The sequence below is a fragment of the Labrenzia sp. PO1 genome (assembly GCF_012273635.1).
GTDB lineage: Bacteria > Pseudomonadota > Alphaproteobacteria > Rhizobiales > Stappiaceae > Roseibium > Roseibium algicola.
Genome location: NZ_JAAXCR010000002.1, coordinates 366,267 through 390,860, shown reverse-complemented (window position 1 = coordinate 390,860; position 24,594 = coordinate 366,267). Strand labels below are relative to the sequence as shown.

The window sequence follows — 24,594 nt, the reverse complement described above, 5'->3', positions numbered from 1 at the left end:
CAGCTTGTGTTCAGGTGACCTTTGGTCAATTCTGCGCGAATATGACCTAAGGGAGGTTCTATTGAAAACATTGGTATTTATGGGACTTTTGTCAGTAACCGTTCTTTGTGCAGGTGGAAGCGCAAATGCTTCGGAAAGCCTCAATTACCGTTGCAAGCTCGGCAATGAGTTCGTCTTCATTGAAACGATCCCGGAAGAGGGACGCGCAATTCTCGAGGATATCAACGGCAAGACAATCCTGGTACCGGACGGGCGGGGTGGTTACTTCAACGATGACGAGGAAATCTCTTTTGAGCGGGCTAAAGCCGTTCCTGAACTCTGGCTTGGCGATGTGTCGCATAACTGCGAATTAGCGGTGCCAGATTCGATCGGGCAGAGCCAGGCAAGCAACGCTGTTGGAAAAAATGAAACGCAATTGAATCTCCAGGGCCAATCTCGAGGGGGCAAGTTGCGCGCAGGTCCGGGAACGAATTTCGCGCAGGTCGGCAGCCTTTCGGAGGGGACCTGGGTCACCATCCTGAAAAACAGTGGTGTTCGAATGGACGGCTACGACTGGTTTGAAGTTGTGGCCGACAGCGGATTGCGCGGTTTCCAGTGGGGCGGAATCATGTGTTCCAACGGCTCGAAGATTGCCGGTGTCGATCAAGCTTGTGGTGCGCAGGCGTCTGCGCAGCCGGCCACGAAAGTGGCTCAGCAACTCGGTGGTGGCTGGATGGCGTTTGCCCTGGCACCTGGTGGAGCCTTTGGTCATGGAGCTGCCCCCACCAGGGCAGCCGCGGAACAATTCGCCATGCAATATTGCGGCAACAATCAATGCCGGATTGCGGACGCCACCCAGGCAAGGTGCCATGCATTGGCTGTTTCGCCTTCCAGCAACGGTATTGGCGCTGGCGACAGCGAGCAGGCAGCGATGAACTTTGCCATGGGCTGGTGCTCGAACAGCGGCGCAAGCGGCTGCCGTATCGAGTATTCCTATTGTCAGTGAGCCACTTGCCAGTGAATCACGACGCCATGGCCATGCGACCTTTTCGCCGCATGGCCATGGCAGATCCGCAAATCAGACCTATCTAGCGACGGATGTCCGATCTACTGACGCTGACACCCGAAGGCCTCTATTGTCCTGAAGCAGGTGTCCATATCGACCCCGTCCGCCCGGTCGAAAAGGCGGTCATCACGCATGGCCACGCAGATCATGCGCGTTCGGGTCATGGCGCGGTGCTGGCAACGGGCCAGACCCTCGACATCATGGCAATCCGCTATGGCGAGAACTTCTGCGGATCGGCGCAGGCGATCGGATATGGCGAGACGTTGAGGCTTCGGAATGTCGAGATCTCGCTGCACCCTGCAGGTCATGTACTTGGCTCTGCACAGGTTCTGCTGTCATCTGCCGGGCGGCGAACCGTCGTATCGGGAGACTACAAACGGCAGGCAGACCCGACCTGCGCGCCTTTCGAAGTGGTTCCCTGCGATACCTTCGTTACCGAGGCGACCTTCGGCCTGCCGGTGTTTCGTCATCCCCCGGCGCGAGAGGAGATTGCCAAGCTGCTGTCGTCGCTGGAGCTGTTTCCGGAGCAGACCCATCTGGTCGGTGCCTATGCGCTCGGCAAGGCGCAACGTGTTCTCGCAGAATTGCGGGCGGCCGGTTACCAAAAGACGGTCTACCTTCACGGCGCATTGGAGAAGTTGACGGCCTATTACCGAAGCCAGGGGATCGAACTTGGCGATGTCGAACCTGTCGGCCAGCGCGGCAAGGAGCTTGCCGGTGAAATCGTCATGTGTCCGCCCGGCCAGCTTTCGGACCGTTGGTCCCGCCGGTTCGGCGACCCGGTCGCGGCAATGGCCTCGGGGTGGATGCGTGTTCGGGCGCGGGCGCGTCAAAGAGGGGCAGAGTTGCCTCTGATCCTGTCCGACCATGCCGACTGGGACGACCTTTGCCGCACCATTCTGGAAACGGGTGCCGAGCAGATCTGGGTGACCCATGGCGCGGAGGAGGCACTTGTCCACTGGTGCGAATTGAATGGACGAAACGCCCGCCCGCTCAATATGATAGGCTATGACGACGGCGAGGACGCCGACGTTGCGCGGGCCGCAGAAGGCTGATCCGGCCCACGCGAAATTGCGGCATTTATTTCCTTTTGGGGGAGAGGCAGTCATGGCGGACGACGGTGAATTTGCAGGTGCCGGCAACGGCCAGACAAACGGCGCCGGGGCTGGTGCCAACGGCGAAGCCGAAGAGGCGATTGCACAGCTCTTTGACGACTATCAGGCCGGCTTCAACGATTATGACATCGACAGGATCTGCGACTGCTTCGCCCTGCCGACCATCATCTGGCAGCACGAGAAGGGGCATGTCTTCAACGACGACGAAGAGTTGATCGAGAACATCGAAGCGCTCCTTCAGGCCTTGGAGAAGGAAGGCGTGTCCCATTCGGACTTTCACGTCGTATCCAGCCACGTGAGCGGCTCGGTCGCACTGGTGACCCTCGATTGGAGCCAGGAAACGGCGGACGGCGAAGCCGTGTTCGAGTTCACCTGCCATTATCAGCTTATCCAGGACGGAGCGGATTGGGTTATTGCCTGCATCGTCAATGAATAGAACGACAGGCCGGAGGGCAGGGTGCCTTGCCCTGCTGCCGATCCTTTGCCTGCTTTCGGTTCTGTCGGGAACCGCAGCGGGCGAAACGCGGGCTATCTATGGGGCATTGACGCCAGCATCGGAAACCTTGCGAGCCTGCACACTTCCGGAGATGACGCCTGGCAAGGTGTTGCTGGAGACCGATTGCCGTTATACGGAACCGGTCGTCATCTCCTCCGACAACATCCTGCTGGATTGCCGCGGTGGCACCATCACGGGCATGCACCGGCGCGGCATTACCATTCGGCCAGGCCTGAAAAACATCACCATTCGCGATTGTCGCCTCGACGATACCGGTGGCATCCTGATTGAAGGTCAAACGCCGTCGGATGACGCGGCGGCGCGGGACGAGGCGAGGGCAAATTCGTCCCAAGGGGTTGTTCTCGACCATCTGACCATCACCAAGTCCTACATGACAGGCGTCTTTGTCGATCACTACGTCGTCGGCGCGACGATCCGTAATTCCATCGTTGCCGATGGTCACCATGTCGGCATCTATCTGGAGCATGGGTCGCAGAAGAACGTCGTTTCCGGCAATCTGATCCGCAACAATGGCCTCTTCACCAACAAGGGCATCCGGCGCATCGGACCGACCCGCCGCGAAGGCCTGTCCGTGGATGGATCCGCGTACAATCTGATCGAGAACAACATCTTCGACAGCAACGCTTTCGGCGGAATCTTTCACTACAAGAACTGTTGGGAGTTCCACACCACCAACCCGGAAAGCCGACCGCGCCTGCAAGGATCGGACGGCAATGTCATCCGCGGCAATGTCTTTCGGAACATGGACATCGGCATCTGGGTTGCCTCGCGCCAGGCGCGCGACCTGGTGATGTGGGACTGCGGCGACAAGAGCCCTTACGACAGTCCGGTTTCATTGGCCCCGATGATGGGCGACCGCCCATGGGGGCAGTCCGACACTTTTCTGGGGTATCACTTCAACCCGGAACTCATCGCCGGTTTTGTCGACAAGAACGCGCTTGCTCCCAGATGGCCGTTTCCGATGGAGCTGCACCTTTACGAGGATTTCGCCGAAGACAACACGTACCAGGACAACTGCTTCGAGAACCTTGTCACGGGCATCCGGATCGAGGACGACGGTAACACGGTCCGGGACAATCTGTTTTTGGGAGACTTCGAATACCTTTATCTCGGCAGTCCGTTCCGGGCAAAAATGCTGAACCGGCCGATAGAGGGAACAGTGATAGAAGGCAACAAGAATGCCTCGCCCTCGTCGCGTAGCTTCCTGCAGAACAGCTTTCTGGTCGATGACGAGCACAAGGACACTGTCATCGTCCAGCCCGATGCTGGTTCATCCGTGCCTGCGCCGGATACCTGCAAGACGGGACAGACCTAGACCGGTTCAAATGAAAAAAGCCGGTGACACGGGTCACCGGCTTTCTGTCAGGGCTTTGTTTTCGAGGCCTTGCGCTCGGCGCGCGACGGCTTGTTTTTCTTTGCGGCCTTTTTCTTTGGCGGCGCGGAGTTGGCAGCCGACCGGGTCCGCGGCTTGCGCCGGTCGCCGTCCGGGCCATCCGCGGCACGTTCCTTGCGCTTGGGAGCACGGTCGCCGCCGTCGAGGTCGCGAGCCAGGTCCTTGGTGTTCAGAGGCTCGTAGGCAGGGTGGTGCGGCACGAAATCGTCGTCACCGGACCGGCGGCGGGATTTGCCACGAGGTCCGTCAAACTTGCCGCGCGGCCCGTCGAATTTGCCTTTGGGACCGTCGAACTTGCCTCTGCCTTCGCGCTTCGGCCGGCCGGATTTCATGCTGTCTTCGGCACCGAGGCTTTCATAATCCGGTGCATCTGCACCACGTGGACGGCGCTTGGGCGGGCCGGAACGGTCGGACCGGTCACGGCGGAAGCCGTCTTCCTTCGGCGGGGCAGGGATCTTGCCGCCACGTGCATCAAGCAGTGTGATGGTGGCATTTTCCTCGCCCGTGCCTTCGCGCTTGACCACATCGGCGAAGCGCTGGCCATGACTGCCGGCGATTTCGAAGTAGAGCTCGTTCTGGAAGATCTTGATCGCGCCGACTTCCTTCTTGGTGACGTGACCGGCACGGCAGATCATCGGAAGGATCCAGCGCGGTTCTGCGCGCTGGCGGTGGCCGAGCGACAGCGAGAACCAGATGCCGTCTTCGAACTTGCCGGTGATTTCCGCGTTGCGACCGCCGCGCGAGCCGGCGTCCCTGCCTCGAAGCGAGGTCTCATCGAGATCGGAGACTTCTTCGGGTGCGGGCAGACGCGACTGACGCAGCTTGACGAAGGCGGCAGCAAGCTGTTCCGGGCTGTGAAGCGCAAGCAGCTCGTTCGCGATCGCCAGTTCTTCTTCTTCCAGTTCCACCTTGAGTGCGGGATCGGCCAGAAGCCGTTCCTTGTCCTTGGCACGGATGTCGTCTGCGGTCGGAGCACCCTTCCAGGTCGCCGTGATGCCGGCAAAATGCAGCACGCGCTCTGCCTGGCGGCGGCGCGGGAAGGGAACCATCAGCACACAGGTGCCCTTGCGGCCGGCACGGCCCGTACGGCCGGAGCGGTGCAACAGGGCGGCCTTGCCTGTCGGCAGGTCGGCGTGGATCACCAGATCGAGGTTCGGCAGGTCGATACCGCGTGCAGCAACGTCAGTTGCCACACACACACGGGCGCGGCCGTCCTTCATTGCGGCCAGTGCGCTGGAGCGCTGCTCCTGGCTGAGTTCACCGGAAAGGGACACGATGGAGAAACCGCGGTTCGCGAGGCGCGATGTCAGCCGGCTGACAGCTTCACGCGTCGAGCAGAAGACGATTGCCTTTTCCGCTTCATGCTGGCGCAGCACGTTGATGATGGCGTTTTCGCGCTCGTTCGGAGCAACCGGATGCGCAACGTAGTCGATATCGCCGTGCTGTTCGCGAGCGTTGATGGTCGACAGGCGAACGGCATCCTTCTGGAAGCGCTTGGCGAGTTCTGCAATCGGCTTCGGAACCGTTGCTGAGAACATCAGCGTGCGCCGGTCCTGCGGCGCGGTATCCAGAATGAATTCCAGGTCTTCGCGGAAGCCCATGTCGAGCATCTCGTCGGCTTCGTCGAGCACGACAGCCTTGATTTCCGACAGGTCCAATGCGCCACGTTCGATATGATCGCGCAGGCGGCCAGGCGTGCCGACGACAATATGAACACCGCGTTCCAGTGTCCGCCGTTCGGTGCGCGGGTCCATGCCGCCGACACAAGAGGCCGTTACGGCGCCGGCTTCATTATAAAGCCAGGTCAGTTCTTCCTTCACCTGAAGGGCAAGTTCGCGGGTCGGTGCAATGGCCAGCGCAATGGGAGCGCCTGCCTGGCCGAGGCTGTCCTGGCCGTCAAGCAGCGTCGGGGCGAGTGCGAGGCCAAAGGCAACGGTCTTGCCGGACCCGGTCTGCGCAGATACCAGAAGGTCGGCTTCCGGCGGAGCGTCGCTTAGAACGCTTTCCTGCACGGAGGTGAGGTTTTCATAGCCACGTTTCGCCAGCGCGGCCTTCAGCGCCGGGGCGAGAGAAGTCAAATCGGTCATAGAAATCTTTCAACTGCTCCGGATCTTCTGCATGCCAGTCAGCAGTCTACCGGATAGGGCCATCCAGTTATCGGCCCATGGATGGCCGCGGCTTATACAGGCATTTTTCCTTGTCGTCCATCCCGCATTTTTCAGGCGTGAAAGTGGTGCACTGGCAAAAACTGCAGTGATTTTACACATTGCGCCAGGTCCCGAGCGATGACACAAGCAAACTATTGTTCCTCGTATCCGGTCATCTTGTGGGGCATTGACCAATTCTCTTCTGCCGTAGCTGAAATGAACTCGGCCTAGAGCCGGTGTTAGCTTTCAGCCCGCATTGAGATGATAAGCTGAATTTTTGATCTATGACGTAAGGGCTTGCAGTCCGGGCGCTTTCGCGGTTCGTATAGCGCTTATGCTGGCTTTTTCCCATCTGCTCGACCGGCTTTCGCTGGAACCCAGGCGCCTCGCCAAGGAAGCGCTCCTGATCCGTTATTTCCAGGAGGTCGCGGATCCGGACCGGGGCTTTGCCCTGGCCGCACTGACAGGTGGGTTGAGTTTCAAACACGCCAAACCGGCCCTGCTCAGGGCTTTGATCGGCGAGCGGACGGACCCGGAGCTGTTTGCGCTTTCCTATGATTTTGTTGGTGACCTGTCCGAAACTATTGCGTTGATGTGGCCGCAGGCTGCAAACGGAGAGGTTGCCCTGAAAGAAGCTGCTCCCAGCCTGTCCGAAGTGGTCAAGCGGCTGGAAGGGGCCGGAAAGAGCGAAGTGCCCGGTTTGCTGACCGACTGGCTGGACACGCTGGATGAGACCGGCAGATGGGCCCTTTTGAAACTGGTGACGGGCGGTTTGCGCGTCGGGGTATCTGCGCGCCTTGCGAAAACGGCCGTGGCAAAGCTCGGTGGACTGGATGTTGCTTCAGTGGAGGAGGTCTGGCACGGTCTGGAGCCACCTTATGAAGCACTGTTCGCCTGGGCGGAAGGACTGAGCGGACAACCGCAAACGTCCGATCCCGCACCATTCCGGCCGGTAATGCTGGCGCACCCCCTGGACGAGGACAAGGACACGGAGCTGCTGAACGCGGAGGACTTTGCGGTCGAGTGGAAATGGGACGGAATTCGCGTTCAGGCGGCAGCCGGTCTGACAGAGCATGGCGACCGCGTACGCCGCCTGTTCAGCCGGACCGGTGAAGACATATCCAGGGCCTTTCCCGATATTCTGGATTTGCTGACATTCGATGCCTGCATTGATGGCGAATTGCTTGTGGTGTCGGACGGTCAGGTGCGTCCTTTTGCAGATCTGCAAAAACGCCTCAACCGCAAGACCGCCGGGCCAAAGCTGATCCGCGAATACCCGGCAGCGATCCGTGCCTACGACCTGCTCAGTGTCGGCGGAACCGATTTGAGGGAGCTGCCGTTTGCAGAACGGCGCAAGGCGCTTGAAAGCTTTATTACCGGATTGCCGGAGGGAAGCATCGATCTGTCGCCCATGGTGAAGGTAACCGGATGGGAGGAAATCACCTCCGCGCGCGCCGATCCCCATGCCCATCTGCCTTCTGCCGACGCCGATGCCGTTGAAGGCTTGATGCTGAAGCGGTGGGATGCGCCCTATGTCACCGGCCGGCCGAAGGGATTGTGGTTCAAGTGGAAACGGGAACCCTACCTGATCGATGCCGTGCTGATGTATGCGCAGCGCGGCCACGGCAAACGCTCATCCTTTTATTCCGACTATACCTTCGGTGTCTGGCGTGACGGGGAGGCGGGAGCCGAGCTGGTTCCGGTCGGCAAGGCGTATTTCGGCTTTACCGATGAGGAATTGCGTGAAATCGACCGCTATGTGCGCAACAACACCATCAACCGGTTCGGACCGGTGAGGGAAGTCGTTCATAGCGCTGAAAAGGGGCTTGTGCTGGAGGTCGCCTTTGAAGGGCTCAACCGGTCCACACGGCACAAGTCCGGCGTTGCCATGCGTTTTCCTCGCATTTCCAGGCTGCGTTGGGACAAGCCGGCAGCCGAGGCCGACAGGCTGGAAACGCTTCAGGCAATGTTGCCAGGCGAAGAAGGGTAATTCGGTGTTCGACAACTCGCTTTTGAAAACCCGCCCTTAAGTCGTGCTTTGGCCATGGAAATATGGCACCCATGGCAAGATACAAACGGCCAGACGCTTGTGCCCCTGTTTCAACTGAAATGCCTGGGGCGCGAAAGCGCGAGGCCGGCAACCGGAGAGGCAATATGACGATCCGCAACAAATATCTGGCTCCCGTGGTCCGCGGGCTGGCCGTGGCCGTTCTTCTGGCCCCGGCAGCTGTCGCACAGGACAGTGTCGCCCCTGAAACCGCAGACGCAGTGACAAAGGGACAGGCGGACCGCTTTTCCCTGGTCAGGGTGGATGAGGATATCCTCAGGGTGGACCGGCAGAACGGGACCGTCTCCATTTGCAAGGAGCAGAGCGACGCCTGGCGCTGCAATCCGGTGCCGCTGGCAGAAGATGCCTATCTTGCTGAAATCAACGAGCTGGCCGGTGAAGTGGATCGCTTGACAGCCCGTGTGGAGGAGCTGGAAGGCAATGGCGTAAAGTCCGACAAGCAATTGCCACCCGGTTCCGCACTTGATCGCCCAAAAGCACCCGGCTCCAGTCAGGGCGGACGCAGCCCATCGACAACCGAGGAAGATGAGGAACTGGAAAAGGTTCTGACTTTCACAGAAAGCGCCATGCGTCGTTTCTTTGGCATGGTTCGCGATCTGCAGAAGGACTTCGAAGGCGAAGCCAACTGATCGCCTGAAGTCAGGATAAAAAAACAGCGTGTCCCTGCCAGGGGCACGCTGTGTCCGGCAAAGTTCCTTGGCCGGGAGACGTCAGTCGATCAGCATCTTGTTGATGCTCTGATAGGCTTCATCCGGCTGTTCCACGGCAACACGCCTGGTCAGATCCATCGTCAGCGCGACAACATCCAGGACGGCGGCGAGACGGTTCGTCCGTGTTTCAAACAGGTGATGGCGCATCGAGAAGGTCTTTGGATTGACGCCGGTAAAGCCGGAAACCACCAGCATTGCGTCGCCGGTCTTCAGCGGTGTGATCCAGGTCAGCTTCATTTCAACGGCCACCCGGCCGAAACCGTTTTCCGTCAGATAGGCGTGTGTCATCGGCGTACGCTGCCAGACATGGGCTACGCCGTCCGTGCAGCAGGACAGGGCAAATCTGTCGTCGGCCTTGCCGTCTGGACCGATATCGCGGGGCAAAACGGTTCCCCGGTAGACGATCTGGGCGCCTTTCGACTGCAGGGCCGCAAGCGTTGCGCGTGCATTTGCCGGTCCGGCGGAAATCCCCCTTGGTCCGGCCTCTGCAATCATTGGCGTCTGGAAGTCGCGGAAGCGCTGGCGCAAGGTCTTCGCGGCGCTGGCGCTCGGCTCATATCCGTCGAGAGCTGTTGCCGAAAGCGTTCCTGTGGCGGCGTCGCGCATTTCGTGAATGACAGTGAGCATATGCGGGCCGTCGAAGGCGATGCTGGAGTGCACCGTGATCAGGTCCCCCGTACGCATCTCCTTGTGGTAGCGCACGTGGCGCACCCGGCGAGCCCCCACGACGGTTTCGCTCAAGCCGGTCATTAGCCGGAACTGGCGATCTGCTTCCTCGAAGCGGCTGAAGTAGAACTGGACGTTCAGATGATCGTTTTCGTCACATTCCCAACGGTTCACAAATGAAAACAGCGTTGCCTGAATTGTCATAATTGCTTCGTGCACTCAGTGATTTTTGATTATGTGATGTGTATTGGACAGGTCATTTGTTGCTGTCTTTGCATTGATTATCAACAAGAAATGTAGATTCTGGAAAATTAGTTCAGGCAACGTTGAGGAAGCGGGTAAAATGAAAAGATCAACTGCGGCGGCGTGATTTAAACTTAAGGTTGTTTTTGTCGGTGGTTCTAACTTGACTATTTTTCTTGCGCGTAAAGGCAGCCTATTTGCCGTGCCAACAGCGAATGCGCAGCGCGTGAACATGGAGTGTTGGTCAAAAGCATGGTTTGACTTGCGCGTAACCCATGTTGCAAACATACTTCACAATGGCCGCAACAACGGGGCTTCGCCATAAAATCAAGAAGCGAGCGGGTGCAGGATGACTGCGACGCATGGCTCTGGCGGAACCTGCGGGCCAAACGGACCGTTGAGGGAGGAATAACAACGTGTCGGCGACATCGTATCGGTTCATCATCGCGGATGATCATCCCCTGTTCCGGGGTGCTCTGCGTCAAACGCTCGAAACACAATACCCCGATGCTGTGATCGAGGAAGCCGGTGCGTTGGAGGACGTTACGGCCAAGCTGGAACAGGATGGCGAAGTCGATCTCATCCTGCTTGATCTGTCCATGCCCGGCATGCGCGGTTTTTCCGGGCTTATGTACCTGCGGGCCCAATATTCCGGCGTTCCTGTGGTGGTGGTCTCGGCCAATGAAGATCCGCAGGCCATCCGGCGCGCGGTTGAATTCGGAGCTTCCGGCTTCATTCCGAAGTCTCACGGGATCGATGTCATCCGTGAGGCGATTTCGGAGGTCATGTCCGGCAACATGTGGACCCCGCCGGATGTCGACCTTGCCGCTGACGATGGCAGCGGCGATCTGGTCCAGCGCCTTGCAACGCTTACCCCCCAGCAGGTTCGTGTTCTGATGATGCTGTCCGAAGGTCTTCTGAACAAGCAGATTGCCTACGAACTGTCCGTTTCGGAAGCGACCGTAAAGGCCCATGTATCCGCGATCCTGCAAAAGCTTGGCGTGGAAAGCAGAACCCAGGCCGTTATTGCAGCGTCCAAGATCGAGGCCGGGCAGTGGCAGGTTGGCGGCGAAACCGCCGAGGCTGCCCAGGCCCAGTGAGGCCAGGCACACGCGCCACGTTGCTTTCCGGCGGCTCCACCTGGAAACGGTCTCCAATGCGTGAGACCGTTTTCTGCTTTGCGTGCTGAGAGAGAACTGCCTGGATGCAATTTCTGTAGGCCTTGAGGTCGAGCTTTCCAGTCAGGATTGCAAAAACATAGCGGAATCCAGACCACCGTTTTTACCGTAATTTCAGGGAATGGCTGTAACCGTCATTGCTGCGGGGCGCTGCCACGCAGAGTGCGAGTAGCCACCCGGAGAGAAAATGCGGTCCAGCTTCAATTGGCGACTGATCTTCAAGACGATCGGCATGGCCTTCGTGTTGCCCGGTCGTCAGCTCAAGGTGGACTTCCAGTCTGACGCGGACACGCAGACCGGACAGCAGGAAAGCAATCCTGTTCGCGCCTTCATGCTCGCGTTCGGTCACCCGGTGGTCGACGAACTCCTCGCCCGCAAGGTACGTGCAGCGCAGATCGCAAGTATCGCGCGCCTGACGCCCTTTATCGTGCTGGCAAACGTCGTCAACGTAATCGTCATTACGCTCGCGTTTCAGCACTTCATGCCGTTCAGTTTCATTGCGGTCTGGATTGCGGCTATTGGAGCTTTTCTTGCCTACACCCTGTTCAAGTGGTTGAAAGCGAACAGGTCGCCTATTCATCTTGCCTCGCGGCGATCTCTGAACAAGGCGGTCTTGCACGCGACGATTTTCAGTGGCCTTTGGGCGGTCGTTCCAATTGCCGCATTCGGCTATGGCGATCCGGACGGCATCTGGATTGCCTCCTGCGTTACCACCGGCATGCTGTGTGGTGGCGGTTTTACGCTGGCAACCGTGCCGCAGGCAGCCTTTCGCTGGGTCGCGATCCTTTTCCTTGCATCGCTTGTATCGTTCGCAATCGGACGCAGCGCGGAGCTGTGGCCGCTGGTCTTCCTGTTGAGCAGCTACACGCTGGTGGTGGTCGGCAGCGTTGCTTCGGCAGGCTGGCTGTTTGCCTCCCATTTCCTTGCCGAAGCCGAGCTGGAACAACGCGGTGAACTGATCGCCCTGCTGCTGAACGAGTTCGAGGAAAAGTCCAGCGACTGGCTCTGGAAATCGGATAGCCACGGTAATCTGCATTCGATTTCCGACCGGTTTTTACATGCCAGTGGCCGGGACCGGGCGGAACTGGAAACCATGCGCATGGTCGATCTGGCCTATTCCCTGGACGAGAACGATGCGCGGTCTGCCGTGACCAGGCTGGAAAACGCCATGAAGCGTCAGCAGGCCTTCCGCGAAATCGTCATCGGGGTGGACGTGAACGGCGAGGAGCGCTGGTGGTCCCTGGCAGCACGTCCGGTCTACGACGACCATGGTTCCTTTACCGGTTACCGCGGTGTTGCTTCCGACATCACCGAAGCTCGCAGGGCAAGCGCCCTTGTTTCACACCTGGCCGAGCACGATTCCCTGACGGGGATCGGCAATCGGAGCTGGTTCCTGAAACAGGCCGAGGCGCAACTGGAAGAGCAAAGCCAGAATGGCCAGAACACGCTGACGCTCTTCCTCATTGACCTCGACAATTTCAAGGTCGTGAACGATACCAGCGGCCACCCGGCAGGGGATGAACTTCTGCGGCAGGTCGCAAGCCGGTTTACCGCCCTTGGCGAAGGCAGAACGATGCTCGCGCGTTTCGGTGGCGATGAATTTGCCGCGCTCGGCCGTTTCGTCAGCGATCAGGCCGCTCTTGCATTTGCCGAAGAACTGGTTGCCGTGACACGCAAGCCTTTCCGGATAGGCCGTCGCGACTTCGCCATTGGTGCCACCGTCGGGTTCACCCGTCTGTGCGACAGCAAGGACACTGTCGACGATCTGATGCGCAAGGCTGACATTGCGCTTTACAAGGCAAAGGAAGGTGGCCGGGGACGGTCGCTCGCCTTCGAGCAGGACATGGAGCGTGAGGTCCGCGAACGCCGCGAACTGGAATCGGATCTGCGCGAAGCATTCGAATATGGCAAGCTCAATGTCGATTTTCAGCCGATCGTGGACGCCCGGTCCGGCAAGGTGGTGTCCAGCGAGGTCCTGCTCCGCTGGCTGCATCCCGAGCGTGGTGAGGTGCCGCCGGACGTGTTCATTCCGATTGCCGAACACGCCGGTCTGATACTGCCGCTCGGCAGCTGGGTTCTGAGGAAAGCCTGTGCAGCAGCAGCCCAATGTCCTGAACTGGAGAGCGTTGCGGTCAACCTGTCGCCGGTCCAGTTCATGGATCCAAATCTGGTGGAACAGATCCTGACCGTGCTGCAGGAAACGGGGTTCCCGCCGGAACGCCTTGTCCTGGAAATCACCGAATCCGTGTTTTTGCGCGACTTCGGCACAGCATCGATCAAGCTGCAGAAATTGCGTGACCTTGGTATCCGCATCGCGCTGGATGACTTTGGCACGGGCTATTCGTCTCTTTCGTATCTGCGGCACTACAAGTTCGACAAGATCAAGATCGACAAATCCTTCGTCGATGAGATCGGCGAACGCAGCGACGGTCTGGCGATCATCTCTGCAGTCATTGCACTTGCGCATAACCTTGGTCTGGAAGTCACGGCAGAAGGCGTGGAGCGCCAGTTTCAGGTGGATGCTTTGCGCACGCTCGGTTGCGACACCATGCAAGGCTATTACTTCGGCAAGCCGGATCCCAATCCGATGCGGGTCGCCCAGATACGCAGGGAAGACTGGCAGGACCGTTCGCCGAGCACCGCGCCGAAGAACCCTGGAGCGCTCCGCTCCGCTTCCTGATGCATTTGTGCCGACAACGTCCGGATCCCGGGCTCCAACGCGGCTTATTCGGCCGCCTGGCCTGCCTGGCAGCGGGCCAGATGGGCACGCAGGGCAGCTGGTTTCAACGGCTTGTTGAAGAAGGCGATGTCCTTTTCCTCGGCTTCCGTGCGCACAGGCCGGCTTCGGTCCGCGGTGATCAGGATCGCGGGGATCTGGCGACCGAATTTCCATCTCAGTTTCAAGATCGCCTCGATACCGGTCCCATTGTCGAGGTGATAGTCCGCCAGTATGACGTCCGGCGTCAGGCCGGCTTTGCTGAGCTCGTTTGCCGCCTCCACGTCATCGGCAGCTGCAATCACCTTGCAGTTCCAGTTCGTCAGCAGGTGGCGCATGCCGCTCAGGATGTCCGGCTCGTTGTCGATGGCCACAACGCACAGACCATCAAGCTGGCCAGCCATGGTTGGGGCCTGCGGAATGGGAACGAGATCGGGCATGTCCGCGGAACGAGGCAGTTCGACCGAGAAGCACGAGCCCTTGTTGGCTTCCGAGCGGAGTTCAACCGGGTGGTTCAGAACGTGGCTGATGCGCTCGACAATGGACAAGCCTAGCCCCAGCCCCTTGGCAACGCGCATGCCGTCATCCAGCCGGTGAAACTCCTGGAAAATCGCCTTCTGCTTGCTTTTCGGGATGCCCATGCCGGTGTCGTGAATTTCCACGATCACCCGATTGCCGCGTCGGCGGCACCCCACAAGGACGCGGCCTGACTGAGTGTATTTCAAGGCGTTCGAAACGAGGTTCTGCAGCAGGCGCCGCATAAGGCGTCTGTCTGTCCGCACCGAAAGGGACGTCGGCACGATCCGCAGTTCCAGCCCCTTTTCCTTGGCGACAGGCTGGAAATCGAGATCGATACCGCGCAGCAGTTCGTCCAGCCGGAAGACCGTCGGTTCCGGTTTCAGGGCGCCGGTGTCGAGCCTGGAAATATCGAGGACGGCGCCGAGAATGTCCTCGACCGATTCCAGCGCCATTTCCACATTGCGGACCAGCGAGCCGTCGTCACCGTCCTTAAGCTTGTCGACCAGAACCGAGGCGTAAAGACGGGCGGCATTCAGAGGCTGCAGGATGTCATGCCCGGCCGCTGCCAGGAAACGGGTCTTGCCGATATTGGCTTCTTCCGCGGCGTGGGTGGCCTCCACCAGGCGCTCGTTGACGTGGGTGAGTTCTTCCGTGCGTTCCCTGACCCGGCGTTCCAGCGTCTCGTTGGCGCGGGCGAGCGCTTCTTCCGCCAGAACCCGTTCGGTGATGTCTGTATAGGTGGTCACGATGCCGCCGTCGGGCATCGGACTGATGCGGACTTCGAACACCGCTCCGCTTGATTCCAGTTTTTCCTGAAAGGTTTCCTGGATCAGCACCAGCTTCTCGATCCGGTCGGCGACGATCGCTTCCACAGGCCCGGGGCCATGCTCGCCCCGTTCCGCGTTGAAACGCAGGATCGCATCCAGTGTGGTGCCGACCTGACCATATTCGGCAGGCAGTCCCAGCAGGTCGCGGAACTGCCTGTTCCAGCAGATCAGACGCAGATCCCGGTCGAACACTCCGATGCCCTGGCGCACCTGATCGAGTGCCGTCTGCAGCAGGTCGCGGTTGTACTGAATGGCGATGGAGGCGTCGTCGAGCAGCTTCACTGCGCCTTTGGTCGACGGGTCGTGCCGCTTGAGCATCAAGGTCAGCACAAGGCGCGACGAGGCCGCGCCAATGGCACTTGCCAGAAGCTGCTCGGAAAAGCGCAGCAGGTTGGCGTCCGCCAAAGTTTTCGGATCGAGTTCGATACCTCGTTCGCTCGCAAACCGCCGGAACGAACGGGCCGTCCGCTCTTCGCCGAGATAGCGCGCGACGGTTGCCTGCAAGTCTCCGGCGGTAACGGACGTACGCCAGTAACGCAGGCTGGGGGAGGGTGCGAACTCGGCCGGTACGAAGACGTTTGCCTGAAGGGTTTCCGCAGGCAGAGGCTTTCTCAGGAAGGAGCCGCCTACAAACAGGACGATGTTGACGAATAGGCTCCACAGGGTGCCATGGATAAACGGATCCATGGTGATCCCGAGCAGGGCTTGCGGGTTCAGTTCGCTAATGCCGAACGGGCCGGTTTCCAGGAAACCGTCGGAAATCAGGCCGGATTTGGCGAAGGTCGGTAGCAGCAGCGTATAGGCCCAGAAGACAAAGCCGCCGCTCAGCCCGGCGATGGCCCCAAGAGACGTGGCCCGGCGCCAGAAGAGGGCGCCGACGAAAGCGGGAGCGAACTGGGCGATTGCGGCGAAGGACAGAAGCCCGATGGAAACGAGCGCCGCGGTATTGCCGGCCGCCTTGTAGTAGGCATAGGCCAGCAGAAGGATGCCGAAGATGGCGAGGCGGCGGATCGTGAGCAGCCGGTCGCTCATGTCCTGGCCGCCGATGTTGACGATGTCGTCCTCGCTGTGCCGGCGCAGCAGGAGCGGAACAACGATGTCGTTGGAAATCATGATGGCCAGCGCAACCGTCGCCACGATGACCATGGCTGTTGCCGCCGAAAGGCCTCCGATAAAGGCAAAGAGGGCAAGCCACGGATGTCCGGCGTCTATGGGCAGGGCCAGAACGAAGGTATCCGGATTGACGTCCTGTCCGAAGCGCAGCAGGCCGGCAGCTGCAATCGGGATCACGAACAGGTTGATCAGCACCAGATAGAGCGGAAACATCCATGTCGCGCGGCGCAGCTCGGCGTCTGAATTGTTCTCCGTCACCGTGACGTGGAACTGGCGCGGCAGCAAGAGCACCGCAAAGGCCGACAGGCACGACATGACGAGCCAGTTGCCGATGTTCAGCGGTTTTTCGAAAATTTGCGCGACTTCAGGCGCTTCCGAGATGGAACGGATCAGGTCGACCGGGCCGTCGAAAAGCGAGTAGGTGACCCAGAAGCCGACCGCGAGAAAGGCAATGAGCTTGACTACCGCTTCGGCTGCGATCGCCAGCATCAGCCCTTCCTGGTGCTCCGTCGCGTCAATGTGTCTTGTCCCGAACGCCCAGCTGAAGATGGCCATGCCGAGGGCGATCAGCAGGGTGACGTCATCGAACACCGGCGTGAAGATGTCACCGGGGGAAATCAGCGGGCCGATCATGGTGGTGATCGACAGCGACACGGCTTTCAGCTGCAGAGCGATGTACGGAATGACGCCAATGACCGCAATCAGTGTGGCAAGTGCTGCGACCGACTGGCTCTTGCCGTACCGCGCGCCGATGAAATCGGCGATCGACGTGATGCTTTCTGTCTTGGAGATCTGGATAATCCGCTGCAGCAGCGGATAACCGAGCGCGAAAACAATCAAGGGGCCGATATAGATGGTCAGGAATTCTATGCCCGTCCGGCTGGCATTGCCGACTGAGCCGTAGAAGGTCCAGGAGGTACAATAGACCGAGAGCGACAGGGCGTAGATGAAGGGGCGGCCGCCCGTACGCGACGAATACCGGCGCGGCATCCGGTCGCCGAAGCTGGCGATGGCGAACAAGCACAGGATGTAGGCCGTTGCGGCCAGTATCACGAGCCATCCATGCAGCATGATCTGGTAACCGTCCTCCCGAGCGGCATGGGTTCCGTCGGCCTCTTGTCGGGCCGGCTCGAACCTGTTTCCCGGCAACCCCTTACGCTGCCTTGTCCGATCCGACCACAGCCAAATCGATCTGTCTATTCGCCTTGCGACTGATCTGCTTTCAAGGCTTTCCCAAGGTATGTGAATTGATCACCTTCGGTGAAGTCTTCTTCACATCCTTTCATGGAACATTGGCAAGCAAACCCGATAAGGTGGCGCCAATTGACAATGAAGGATCTGCCACGTGACCAGCCTGATCGAGCGATTGAGCCCGGAAGCCAGAACCGCACCTGAAAGCGGTATCGTCGAAGTTTTCAATGCCGGACGTGACCGGAAAGATCTGATCCCGCTCTGGGCAGGCGAAGGCGATCTGCCGACGCCCGAGTTCATCCGCGCAGCCGCAAAAGCGTCGCTCGACCGGGGCGAGACGTTCTACACATACCAGCGCGGCATCCCGCAGCTGCGCGAGGCACTGGCGGCCTATCATCAGGATCTTTACGGCAAGCCTTTCTCGCCGGAACGATTCTATGTGACCGGATCGGGCATGCAGTCCATTCAACTCGCCGTGCAGGCGGTTGCAGGAGCCGGGCGCGAAGTGATCGTGCCGACGCCGTCCTGGCCGAACATATCGGCTGCCATCGAAATTCACGGGGCGCGTTCGGTCAGTGTGCCGATGCGGGAGGAGGGCGACGGCTGGCGGCTGGCCATTGAGGACGTCGAAGCAGCGATCACGCCGCAGACGACCGCTCTCTTCCTGAACTCGCCCTGCAACCCGACCGGATGGGTTGCAAGCGAAGACCTCTTGAAGGCTTTTCTGGATCTCGCGCGAAAGCATGACCTTTGGATCATCGCGGACGAAATCTATGCACTGTTCTATTACGGGGAAGGGGAGCGTTCGCCCTCCTTCTACGATATAGCCGAAGAAGACGACCGCATCATCTTCGTGAATTCCATGTCCAAGAACTGGGCAATGACCGGGTGGCGGGTCGGCTGGATCTCGGCGCCGCCGGAACTTGGCCAGGTGTTTGAAAACCTGATCCAGTATTCCACGTCGGGTGTTCCGTCCTTTTCGCAGTGGGGCGCCGTTGCCGCCCTGACCGAAGGGCGCACGTTCCTGCAGGAGCAGGTCGCACGTGCTCGCAAGGGGCGTGACTGTGTTCTCAAGGGATTGCAGGGCCTTAACCGCGTGAAGGTGCTGCCGCCCGACGGCGCGTTCTATCTCTTCTTTTCCATTGAGGGCGTCACGGACACACGCAACTTTGCGCTGGACCTTGTTCGCCAGACAGGTGTGGGTCTTGCGCCGGGCACTGCGTTCGGCAAGGGCGGTGAACATCACCTAAGGTTATGCTATGCCCGGCGCGAGGATCACCTGGAGGAAGCAGTGCGTCGAATTAGCACTTGGATACCAGAGATTTAGAGCCCTGACGGGTTGCTGGCCTACGGGAAAACCCTTAAACCTAGACGGGACGAGAATTCCATTTGGGTGCGGGGACGGTGGGCGACGACGTTTTAGATCACGATGATGACAATGCAGCCGTAACGGAAGCGCGTCTTGCCAGTGTTTTCGATACCGCGGCCGACGGCATTGTCGTGATCAATGATCGTGCGCAGGTGCTGGCCTTCAACAAGGCCTGCGAACGGCTTTTCGGCTATGAAGCCGCCGACCTTCTGGGACGCAATGTCAACAGGATCATGCCTGCTGAATATGCCAACGCGCACGATCACTACGTGAACAACTATCTCACCACCGGTCATAAGAAGATCATCGGTATCGGCCGCGAGGTCCAGGCCCGCCACAAGGACGGCACGGTCTTTCCCATCGAGCTGTCTGTCGGTGAGGCATGGACACCGGCCGGACGACAATTCATCGGCATTCTGCGCGACCTACGCTCGCGCCGACAGATGGAAGACCGGTTGGCCAAGACCCAGGCACAGCTTCTCCACATGACCCGGATCAGCGCACTGGACGAAATGGGCGCAGCGATTGCGCATGAGCTCAACCAGCCGCTGACCGCAGTATTGCTCTACCTGCAATCGGTATCGCGCAAGACCCGTGCCGATAAATCCCTGGATCCCTTCATCATCGAGGTTATCGACAAGGCGGTACGCGAAGCCGAGCGGGCGGGAGAAATCATCCAGCGCATGCGTCAACTGGTGGAAAAGAAAACGCCCAATCGCCAGTCGATCGAAGTGCGGGACTTTGTCACCAGCTGCCTGGAAATGGCGGAACTCGGCAGCGGCAATGGCAGATCGATCATGAAGGCCGAGATCGCAAGAGGACTGCCGCCACTAATGGCCGACCCGGTGCAGATTCGGCAGATTCTCATCAACCTGCTGCGCAATGCGCGCGAAGCGGTTTGCGATCAGGCCGACCGCAAGGTAGTGCTGGCCGTATGCCGGAATGGAGATCGCCTGGAATTTCGGGTTACGGACAACGGCCCGGGCGTTCCCGAAGAGCTGGTTGACAACCTGTTCCGGGCCTTTACGGGTGCCAAGCACAAGGGGGTTGGCCTGGGCTTGGCGATATCCCGTTCGATTGCTCAAAACCATGGTGGTGATTTGCGCCTGGAGAAGGGGGCAAACGGACGAGGAGCCTCCTTCGTGTTGTCTCTGCCAATAGACCCGCCCGAAGAAGATGTTGCAGAAAGAGCCGAAACGAACGGTTCGAAAGAAATGAGCTGAGGAAGTGATGGACATGAAAGCTGACGCGGAGGCCATATACATCGTTGATGATGATCCGGCGGTGCGCGACGCCCTGTCGGTGCTTTTCAATATGGAAGGCTATGTGGTCGAAACCTTCTCGGATGGCGACACTTTCGTGCAGTCTGCAAGCAAGGCTGTTCCTGCCTGTGTCATGCTGGATGTCCATATGCCTGGGCGCTCCGGTATCGAGATTCTCAAGGCGCTGAATGCCGAACACTATCCGGCGCCGATCTTCATCATTTCCGGCCAGGGCGACATTCCGATGGCTGTTGAAGCCATTCGCAACGGCGCCTTTGACTTCGTGGAAAAACCGTTTTCCGCCGAAACCGTGCTGGAGCGGGTGAAGGAAAGCATCGCCATCACCAAGCAGCGTCAGGACGAGGTCGTCACGGCCTCCTTCCAGGGAGCGGATCTGCTGACCCGCCGTGAGCTGGAAGTCTTGAAGGAAATCACCGACGGAGCTTCCAACAAGGAAGCCGGCCGCACTCTTGGAATCAGTCCGAGAACGGTAGAAGTGCACCGGGCGCGGATCATGGAAAAACTGGGTGCACGCAATGCGGCGGATCTCGTTCGCATTGTTTTGGGCCACTCCGCCTCGGGATAAGCCGGGTTCAGGTGAACGGCTGGAATGCATTTCCGGATGACCGGCATGCCGAAACGTATTTCTGCGTACATCCGGCAAGCAAAAAATCGCGTATGTATGATTGATCGTCTGCGTTGGGGGCAGGCTTTGAGGATCTACATTCGTGGTTGTTCACATTGTTGAAGATGATGAAGCAGTCGCCGATGCATTGGCGATTGCGCTCGAAGATCTCGATCATCATCCGATAACTTACAAAGATGCGGAGAGTTTTTTCGCCGGCGGTATTCCTTCGTCGGACGATTGGGTGATCGTGGACATCGGCCTTCCCGACAGATGCGGCACGGATGTCGTTCGTGAACTCATGGGCCTGCCAACACCTCCGAGCATCCTTGCCATTTCCGGCAAGTCGAGAGTGAACCTGTTGCAGCAAATTCGTGAGCTTCCGGGGCTCAAGGTCCTGAGGAAACCGCTGTCGATAGACATGCTGACGGCGGCCATGGCTCAGAAGGCGATCATCTGATCTCTCCACGTGTTTGACCCAATTTCAGAAAATTGAGTGTTCGAGATTGAGCGCTGCCGATTTTGGCAGGCGTTGGCTTCGCGCGCCCGAAACGCGCAGGCGGTCCCGGCCTGATTAGACCTTAGTCGGCTGCGGCGTTACGGCTCATATGTAGTTTATCTTACGCAGTCGACCGAATTACGTTGTGTGCACTCCGCGTTTTAGAGTGCATCCTGCAAGCTGCGGGGTGTCGGACGGGACACCTGCAAGCAGTGGTCGATTTTTCGAGCGGTGCGGAAATGGAAGCACCAAGGAATGGAGATCACCCGCTGACGTAGCAAATGAAGGCCGTGCCACAGGCACGAAGGAGGGACATATGGCTTATTTCGACGCGGGTACCCCCGGCCAGGGCGCAGCACCAAGAATGACAGGTGCTCCCATCTGCACACCCAGCAAGACATCGTTTTCGGAATTTGGCGGCAAGGCTGTCCAATACGATACCCATGCGGTGATCTATTACGAAGGCGATCCCGCAAAGCGGCTCTATGAGTTGGTGAAGGGCTCGGTGATGCTCTACAAGCTGCTGCCGGACGGACGCCGCCAGGTTGTCGAAGTCCTTCGTCCCGGTGACATTTTCGGTCTCGCCGGCAGTGACGAGAACGACTGCACCGCCGAAACACTCACCAATGCCGAAATTCAGGAAATCGATCTGAAGCAGGTCGAACGTTCCGATGCGCTTCAGCGCACGCTCACCAGATGCCTGACCAACCAGATGCGCGTGCTGCACGAACATGCGGTTCTGCTTGGCCGCAAGTCCGCCGTCGAACGGGTTGCAAGCTTTCTGATGCATCTCGTTCCGGATCGCGGTGGTGTCGGCTGCATCGGGCCGATTGACGACAGCGACGACGGGTTCGACCTGAGACTGCACATGACCCGGCAGGAAATTGCCGACTATCTGGGGCTGACCATCGAAACTGTCAGCCGCGTTGTGTCCGATCTGAAACGCCGGGGCGTTATCCGCGTCGACCGCGCCGACCAGATCCATCTCAACAAGGTCTGCAGCCTCTGTCAGATGACAGGTATGCACTGACCCGTTGTTTAATAGTCGACCTGGAAAGGGCTGCGATTTTCGCGGCCCTTTTTTGTTGTCGATCTTCGGCGATCCGTAAGCTGGCAAGTTCGGTAGTCAGCCCCGAGGTCTCGCCTCGGGGCCATTTTCTTCAAACCGCGGCAGAATGCCGAGCCTTGCCACTTGCCTGGCTCGCCGCCAGGTAGGCGTCAAAGGCGGCGGCTGCGAGACGTACGTAAGGCCGTCCGGCCTCAGTTACCTCAACCCTGGCAGTTTCATTGCCCACTTCCAGACGGACCAGGCCGTCGGCGGCCAGGTCCTGCAAGGCATCGAAAGCATCGTTCAAGTGACTTGTCGGCAGGCCGAAAGCACGGCAGGCCGGTACGAGATCGCAGGCATAGTTGGTCATCAGCTCTTCGATGATCCGTGCCCGCAAACGGTCGTCGGCAGAAAGCGCCAAGCCCTTGGAAACCGGCAATTCGCTCGCCATGATTGCCCGGCGCCAGTTGCCGACATCAGACATGTTCTGAACATAGCCGGCAGACAGACGTCCGATGGAAGAGACGCCGAAGCCAACGAGTTGTTCGCCCTGATCCGTCGTATAGCCCTGGAAATTGCGCTTCAAGGAGCCGTCCGAAAGGGCGATGGCCATGCTGTCGTCCGGCCGGGCAAAATGATCTAGCCCGATGGCGACATAACCGGCCTTGAGCAGTTCCGCGCGGGCGAGGTCCGCAAGGGCCAGCCGTTCGGCGGCATTCGGCAAGGTGCTTTCGTCAATCAGGCGCTGATGCTTGCGCATCCAGGGCACATGGGCATAGCCGAACAGGGCAATGCGCCCGGGCGCCAGCGAGAGCGTCTTTTCCACCGTATCGAGTATCGTTTCCGGCGACTGGCCGGGCAATCCGTACATCAGGTCGAAATTGAGCGCGGTGACACCGGCTGCTGTCAGAAACTCTACGGCCTGTTTGACGACCCTGTAGGGCTGAAGACGGCCGATGGCCTTTTGAACGTCGGGATTAAAGTCCTGAACGCCAAGGCTGGCCCGGTTCACTCCGATGATGGCCAGCGTCTCGGCGAGCTGTTCCGTAACAAGCCTCGGATCGAGTTCGATGGCATGTTCCAGGTCCGGCGCAAGGTTGAAATTGACACGCATCAGGCCGGTGAGGTCGATCAGGCTCTGCCGTGGCAGAAGGCTGGGTGTGCCGCCGCCCCAGTGAATGTGCCGGACAGGACCGGCATTCGGCATGTGCCCGGCAACCAGATTGATTTCCTGGCCGAGTGTCGCTGCATAGGCCTTGAGCGGCGCATCCTGACGGGTCGCCTTGGTATGGCAGCCGCAATAATGGCAGAGCTCACGGCAATAGGGGACATGCAGGTACAGCGAAAGCGAGTCCTGCGGCGAAAGCGCCTTGAGCCAGTCCGCATAAACGCCGGCCGTTACGCCGTCATGAAAATGCGGTGCTGTCGGATAACTTGTATAGCGCGGTACGTTGCGCATGGCGTAGGAGAGCGGATCTTTCATCATGTGTCGATCTATCCGTCCTTCGCCCGGTCGTGCCTTGATATCGCTCAAGTCCAGCCGTTTGAAAGACACGCAATTTGATGGAGAGCTGTGGGGTGACCGATTTGCTTGTCGCATCTGAACCGACCCGGAAACCTGAGGGTCTGGAGCGCTATCGCCTGCACGGTTCGCCTGACAGCGCCAATTTCATTGTCAGGATGATACTGGAAGAACTGGGCCTGCCCTATGACTACGTGGCTGTTGACAGGTTGATCTCCGAACAGAATTCGGAAGCATATCGGCGGCTCAATCCTCAAGGTTTGATCCCGGTTCTGGAAGTGCCGGGTCAGGATGCCCCCATGTTCGAAACCGCCGCGATCGCCTTGCATCTGGCAGATGCGCACGGCTGTCTGGCTCCGGCGCCGGCCTCTCCACAGCGCGGCCGATTTCTGAAATGGCTGTTTTTTCTCTCAAACACCCTGCATTCCGACCTTCGGATCTCCTTCAAGCCGGAAAGATACGTTCGCGACCCGGAGACGGCCTTGAGCCTTCACGCTGGGCTGACCCGCCGGATCGCCGGCAGTTTCGCGCATCTGGAAACTGAACTTGCCACTTGGAGTGGACCATTTCTCCTGGGACAGGACCTTTCCATCCTCGACCACTATCTTGCTGCCTGTGCCAGGTGGGCGCAGATCTATCGTAATGAGGGCAAGTGGTCCCTGGCGGCGACGCCCCACCTGCGCGCCCTGTGCGAACGGCTGGAAATGCGCCCGACGATACACAGGGCCTGTGAACTGGAAGGAATTGAGGGTAAACCTTTCACAGAGCCCCGTCCTGTACAGTTGCCGGGGACAACCGCCTGATAAAATACAGGCCGTACA

General features: G+C 59.3%; 18 protein-coding genes. 14 read left to right on the top strand and 4 right to left on the bottom strand.

What is annotated here, in order from left to right:
* The first annotated feature begins 61 nt into the window (after positions 1 to 61).
* The 4 genes from HCG46_RS09705 (at position 62) to HCG46_RS09690 (ending at position 3,992) form a co-directional block, all read left to right on the top strand.
* Positions 62 to 985 (top strand): DUF4189 domain-containing protein, encoded by a 924-nt coding sequence (locus HCG46_RS09705; protein ID WP_168685983.1) that lies wholly within the window; start codon positions 62 to 64, stop codon positions 983 to 985.
* A gap of 92 nt (positions 986 to 1,077) precedes the next feature.
* On the top strand, positions 1,078 to 2,100 hold the full coding sequence (locus tag HCG46_RS09700) for a ligase-associated DNA damage response exonuclease (protein WP_168685981.1): 1,023 nt from the start codon (positions 1,078 to 1,080) through the stop codon (positions 2,098 to 2,100).
* Positions 2,101 to 2,152: 52 nt separating this feature from the next.
* On the top strand, positions 2,153 to 2,596 hold the full coding sequence (locus HCG46_RS09695; RefSeq protein ID WP_023001766.1) for a DUF4440 domain-containing protein: 444 nt from the start codon (positions 2,153 to 2,155) through the stop codon (positions 2,594 to 2,596).
* Entirely contained in the window at positions 2,589 to 3,992 is a 1,404-nt protein-coding gene (locus HCG46_RS09690) for a right-handed parallel beta-helix repeat-containing protein (RefSeq protein ID WP_168685979.1), read from the top strand. The genes HCG46_RS09695 and HCG46_RS09690 overlap by 8 nt, the downstream gene beginning before the upstream one ends.
* Before the next feature lie 47 nt (positions 3,993 to 4,039).
* On the opposite strand, the gene HCG46_RS09685 is transcribed toward HCG46_RS09690, so the two are convergent.
* Positions 4,040 to 6,157 carry a DEAD/DEAH box helicase gene (locus HCG46_RS09685; RefSeq protein WP_168685977.1) on the bottom strand — a complete coding sequence of 706 codons (2,118 nt, stop codon included), beginning with the start codon at positions 6,155 to 6,157 and terminating at the stop codon, positions 4,040 to 4,042.
* Positions 6,158 to 6,551: 394 nt separating this feature from the next.
* On the opposite strand from HCG46_RS09685, the gene HCG46_RS09680 reads away from it, so the two are divergent.
* On the top strand, positions 6,552 to 8,207 hold the full coding sequence (locus HCG46_RS09680) for a cisplatin damage response ATP-dependent DNA ligase (RefSeq protein WP_168685975.1): 1,656 nt from the start codon (positions 6,552 to 6,554) through the stop codon (positions 8,205 to 8,207).
* A 164-nt stretch (positions 8,208 to 8,371) separates the two neighbouring features.
* Complete coding sequence (locus HCG46_RS09675; protein WP_208984445.1) at positions 8,372 to 8,914, top strand: hypothetical protein; 543 nt, start codon at positions 8,372 to 8,374, stop codon at positions 8,912 to 8,914.
* A gap of 81 nt (positions 8,915 to 8,995) precedes the next feature.
* Here HCG46_RS09675 and HCG46_RS09670 read toward each other — a convergent pair whose 3' ends face one another.
* Positions 8,996 to 9,865 (bottom strand): thioesterase family protein, encoded by an 870-nt coding sequence (locus HCG46_RS09670; RefSeq protein WP_023001760.1) that lies wholly within the window; start codon positions 9,863 to 9,865, stop codon positions 8,996 to 8,998.
* Between the two features lie 455 nt (positions 9,866 to 10,320).
* On the opposite strand from HCG46_RS09670, the gene HCG46_RS09665 reads away from it, so the two are divergent.
* Together HCG46_RS09665 and HCG46_RS09660 are read left to right on the top strand one after the other, a co-directional pair.
* A complete protein-coding gene (locus HCG46_RS09665) occupies positions 10,321 to 11,004 on the top strand; it encodes a response regulator transcription factor (protein WP_023001759.1) in 684 nt (227 codons plus the stop codon).
* Between the two features lie 265 nt (positions 11,005 to 11,269).
* Complete coding sequence (locus tag HCG46_RS09660; RefSeq protein WP_168685973.1) at positions 11,270 to 13,762, top strand: EAL domain-containing protein; 2,493 nt, start codon at positions 11,270 to 11,272, stop codon at positions 13,760 to 13,762.
* A gap of 44 nt (positions 13,763 to 13,806) precedes the next feature.
* Here the strand turns inward: HCG46_RS09660 and HCG46_RS09655 are convergent, their stop codons facing one another.
* The gene (locus HCG46_RS09655; protein ID WP_031269641.1) at positions 13,807 to 17,328 is read right to left on the bottom strand and encodes a PAS domain-containing hybrid sensor histidine kinase/response regulator; all 3,522 of its coding nucleotides are present in this window, start codon (positions 17,326 to 17,328) and stop codon (positions 13,807 to 13,809) included.
* A gap of 274 nt (positions 17,329 to 17,602) precedes the next feature.
* Here HCG46_RS09655 and HCG46_RS09650 point away from each other — a divergent pair, with 274 nt between their 5' ends.
* The 5 genes from HCG46_RS09650 (at position 17,603) to HCG46_RS09630 (ending at position 22,233) form a co-directional block, all read left to right on the top strand.
* Positions 17,603 to 18,775 carry a pyridoxal phosphate-dependent aminotransferase gene (locus HCG46_RS09650; RefSeq protein ID WP_168685971.1) on the top strand — a complete coding sequence of 391 codons (1,173 nt, stop codon included), beginning with the start codon at positions 17,603 to 17,605 and terminating at the stop codon, positions 18,773 to 18,775.
* A 77-nt stretch (positions 18,776 to 18,852) separates the two neighbouring features.
* Positions 18,853 to 20,040 (top strand): PAS domain S-box protein, encoded by a 1,188-nt coding sequence (locus HCG46_RS09645; RefSeq protein ID WP_023001754.1) that lies wholly within the window; start codon positions 18,853 to 18,855, stop codon positions 20,038 to 20,040.
* A 7-nt stretch (positions 20,041 to 20,047) separates the two neighbouring features.
* Positions 20,048 to 20,665, top strand: a complete 618-nt coding sequence (locus HCG46_RS09640) for a response regulator (RefSeq protein WP_023001753.1) — start codon at positions 20,048 to 20,050, stop codon at positions 20,663 to 20,665.
* 142 nt (positions 20,666 to 20,807) lie between these two features.
* On the top strand, positions 20,808 to 21,164 hold the full coding sequence (locus HCG46_RS09635; RefSeq protein WP_062489950.1) for a response regulator: 357 nt from the start codon (positions 20,808 to 20,810) through the stop codon (positions 21,162 to 21,164).
* 355 nt (positions 21,165 to 21,519) lie between these two features.
* Positions 21,520 to 22,233, top strand: a complete 714-nt coding sequence (locus HCG46_RS09630; protein WP_208984447.1) for a helix-turn-helix domain-containing protein — start codon at positions 21,520 to 21,522, stop codon at positions 22,231 to 22,233.
* Positions 22,234 to 22,363: 130 nt separating this feature from the next.
* Here HCG46_RS09630 and hemN read toward each other — a convergent pair whose 3' ends face one another.
* Complete coding sequence (gene hemN / locus HCG46_RS09625) at positions 22,364 to 23,737, bottom strand: oxygen-independent coproporphyrinogen III oxidase (RefSeq protein WP_168685969.1); 1,374 nt, start codon at positions 23,735 to 23,737, stop codon at positions 22,364 to 22,366.
* A 92-nt stretch (positions 23,738 to 23,829) separates the two neighbouring features.
* On the opposite strand from hemN, the gene HCG46_RS09620 reads away from it, so the two are divergent.
* The gene (locus tag HCG46_RS09620) at positions 23,830 to 24,576 is read left to right on the top strand and encodes a glutathione S-transferase family protein (RefSeq protein WP_209009430.1); all 747 of its coding nucleotides are present in this window, start codon (positions 23,830 to 23,832) and stop codon (positions 24,574 to 24,576) included.
* The last annotated feature ends 18 nt before the right edge of the window (positions 24,577 to 24,594 follow it).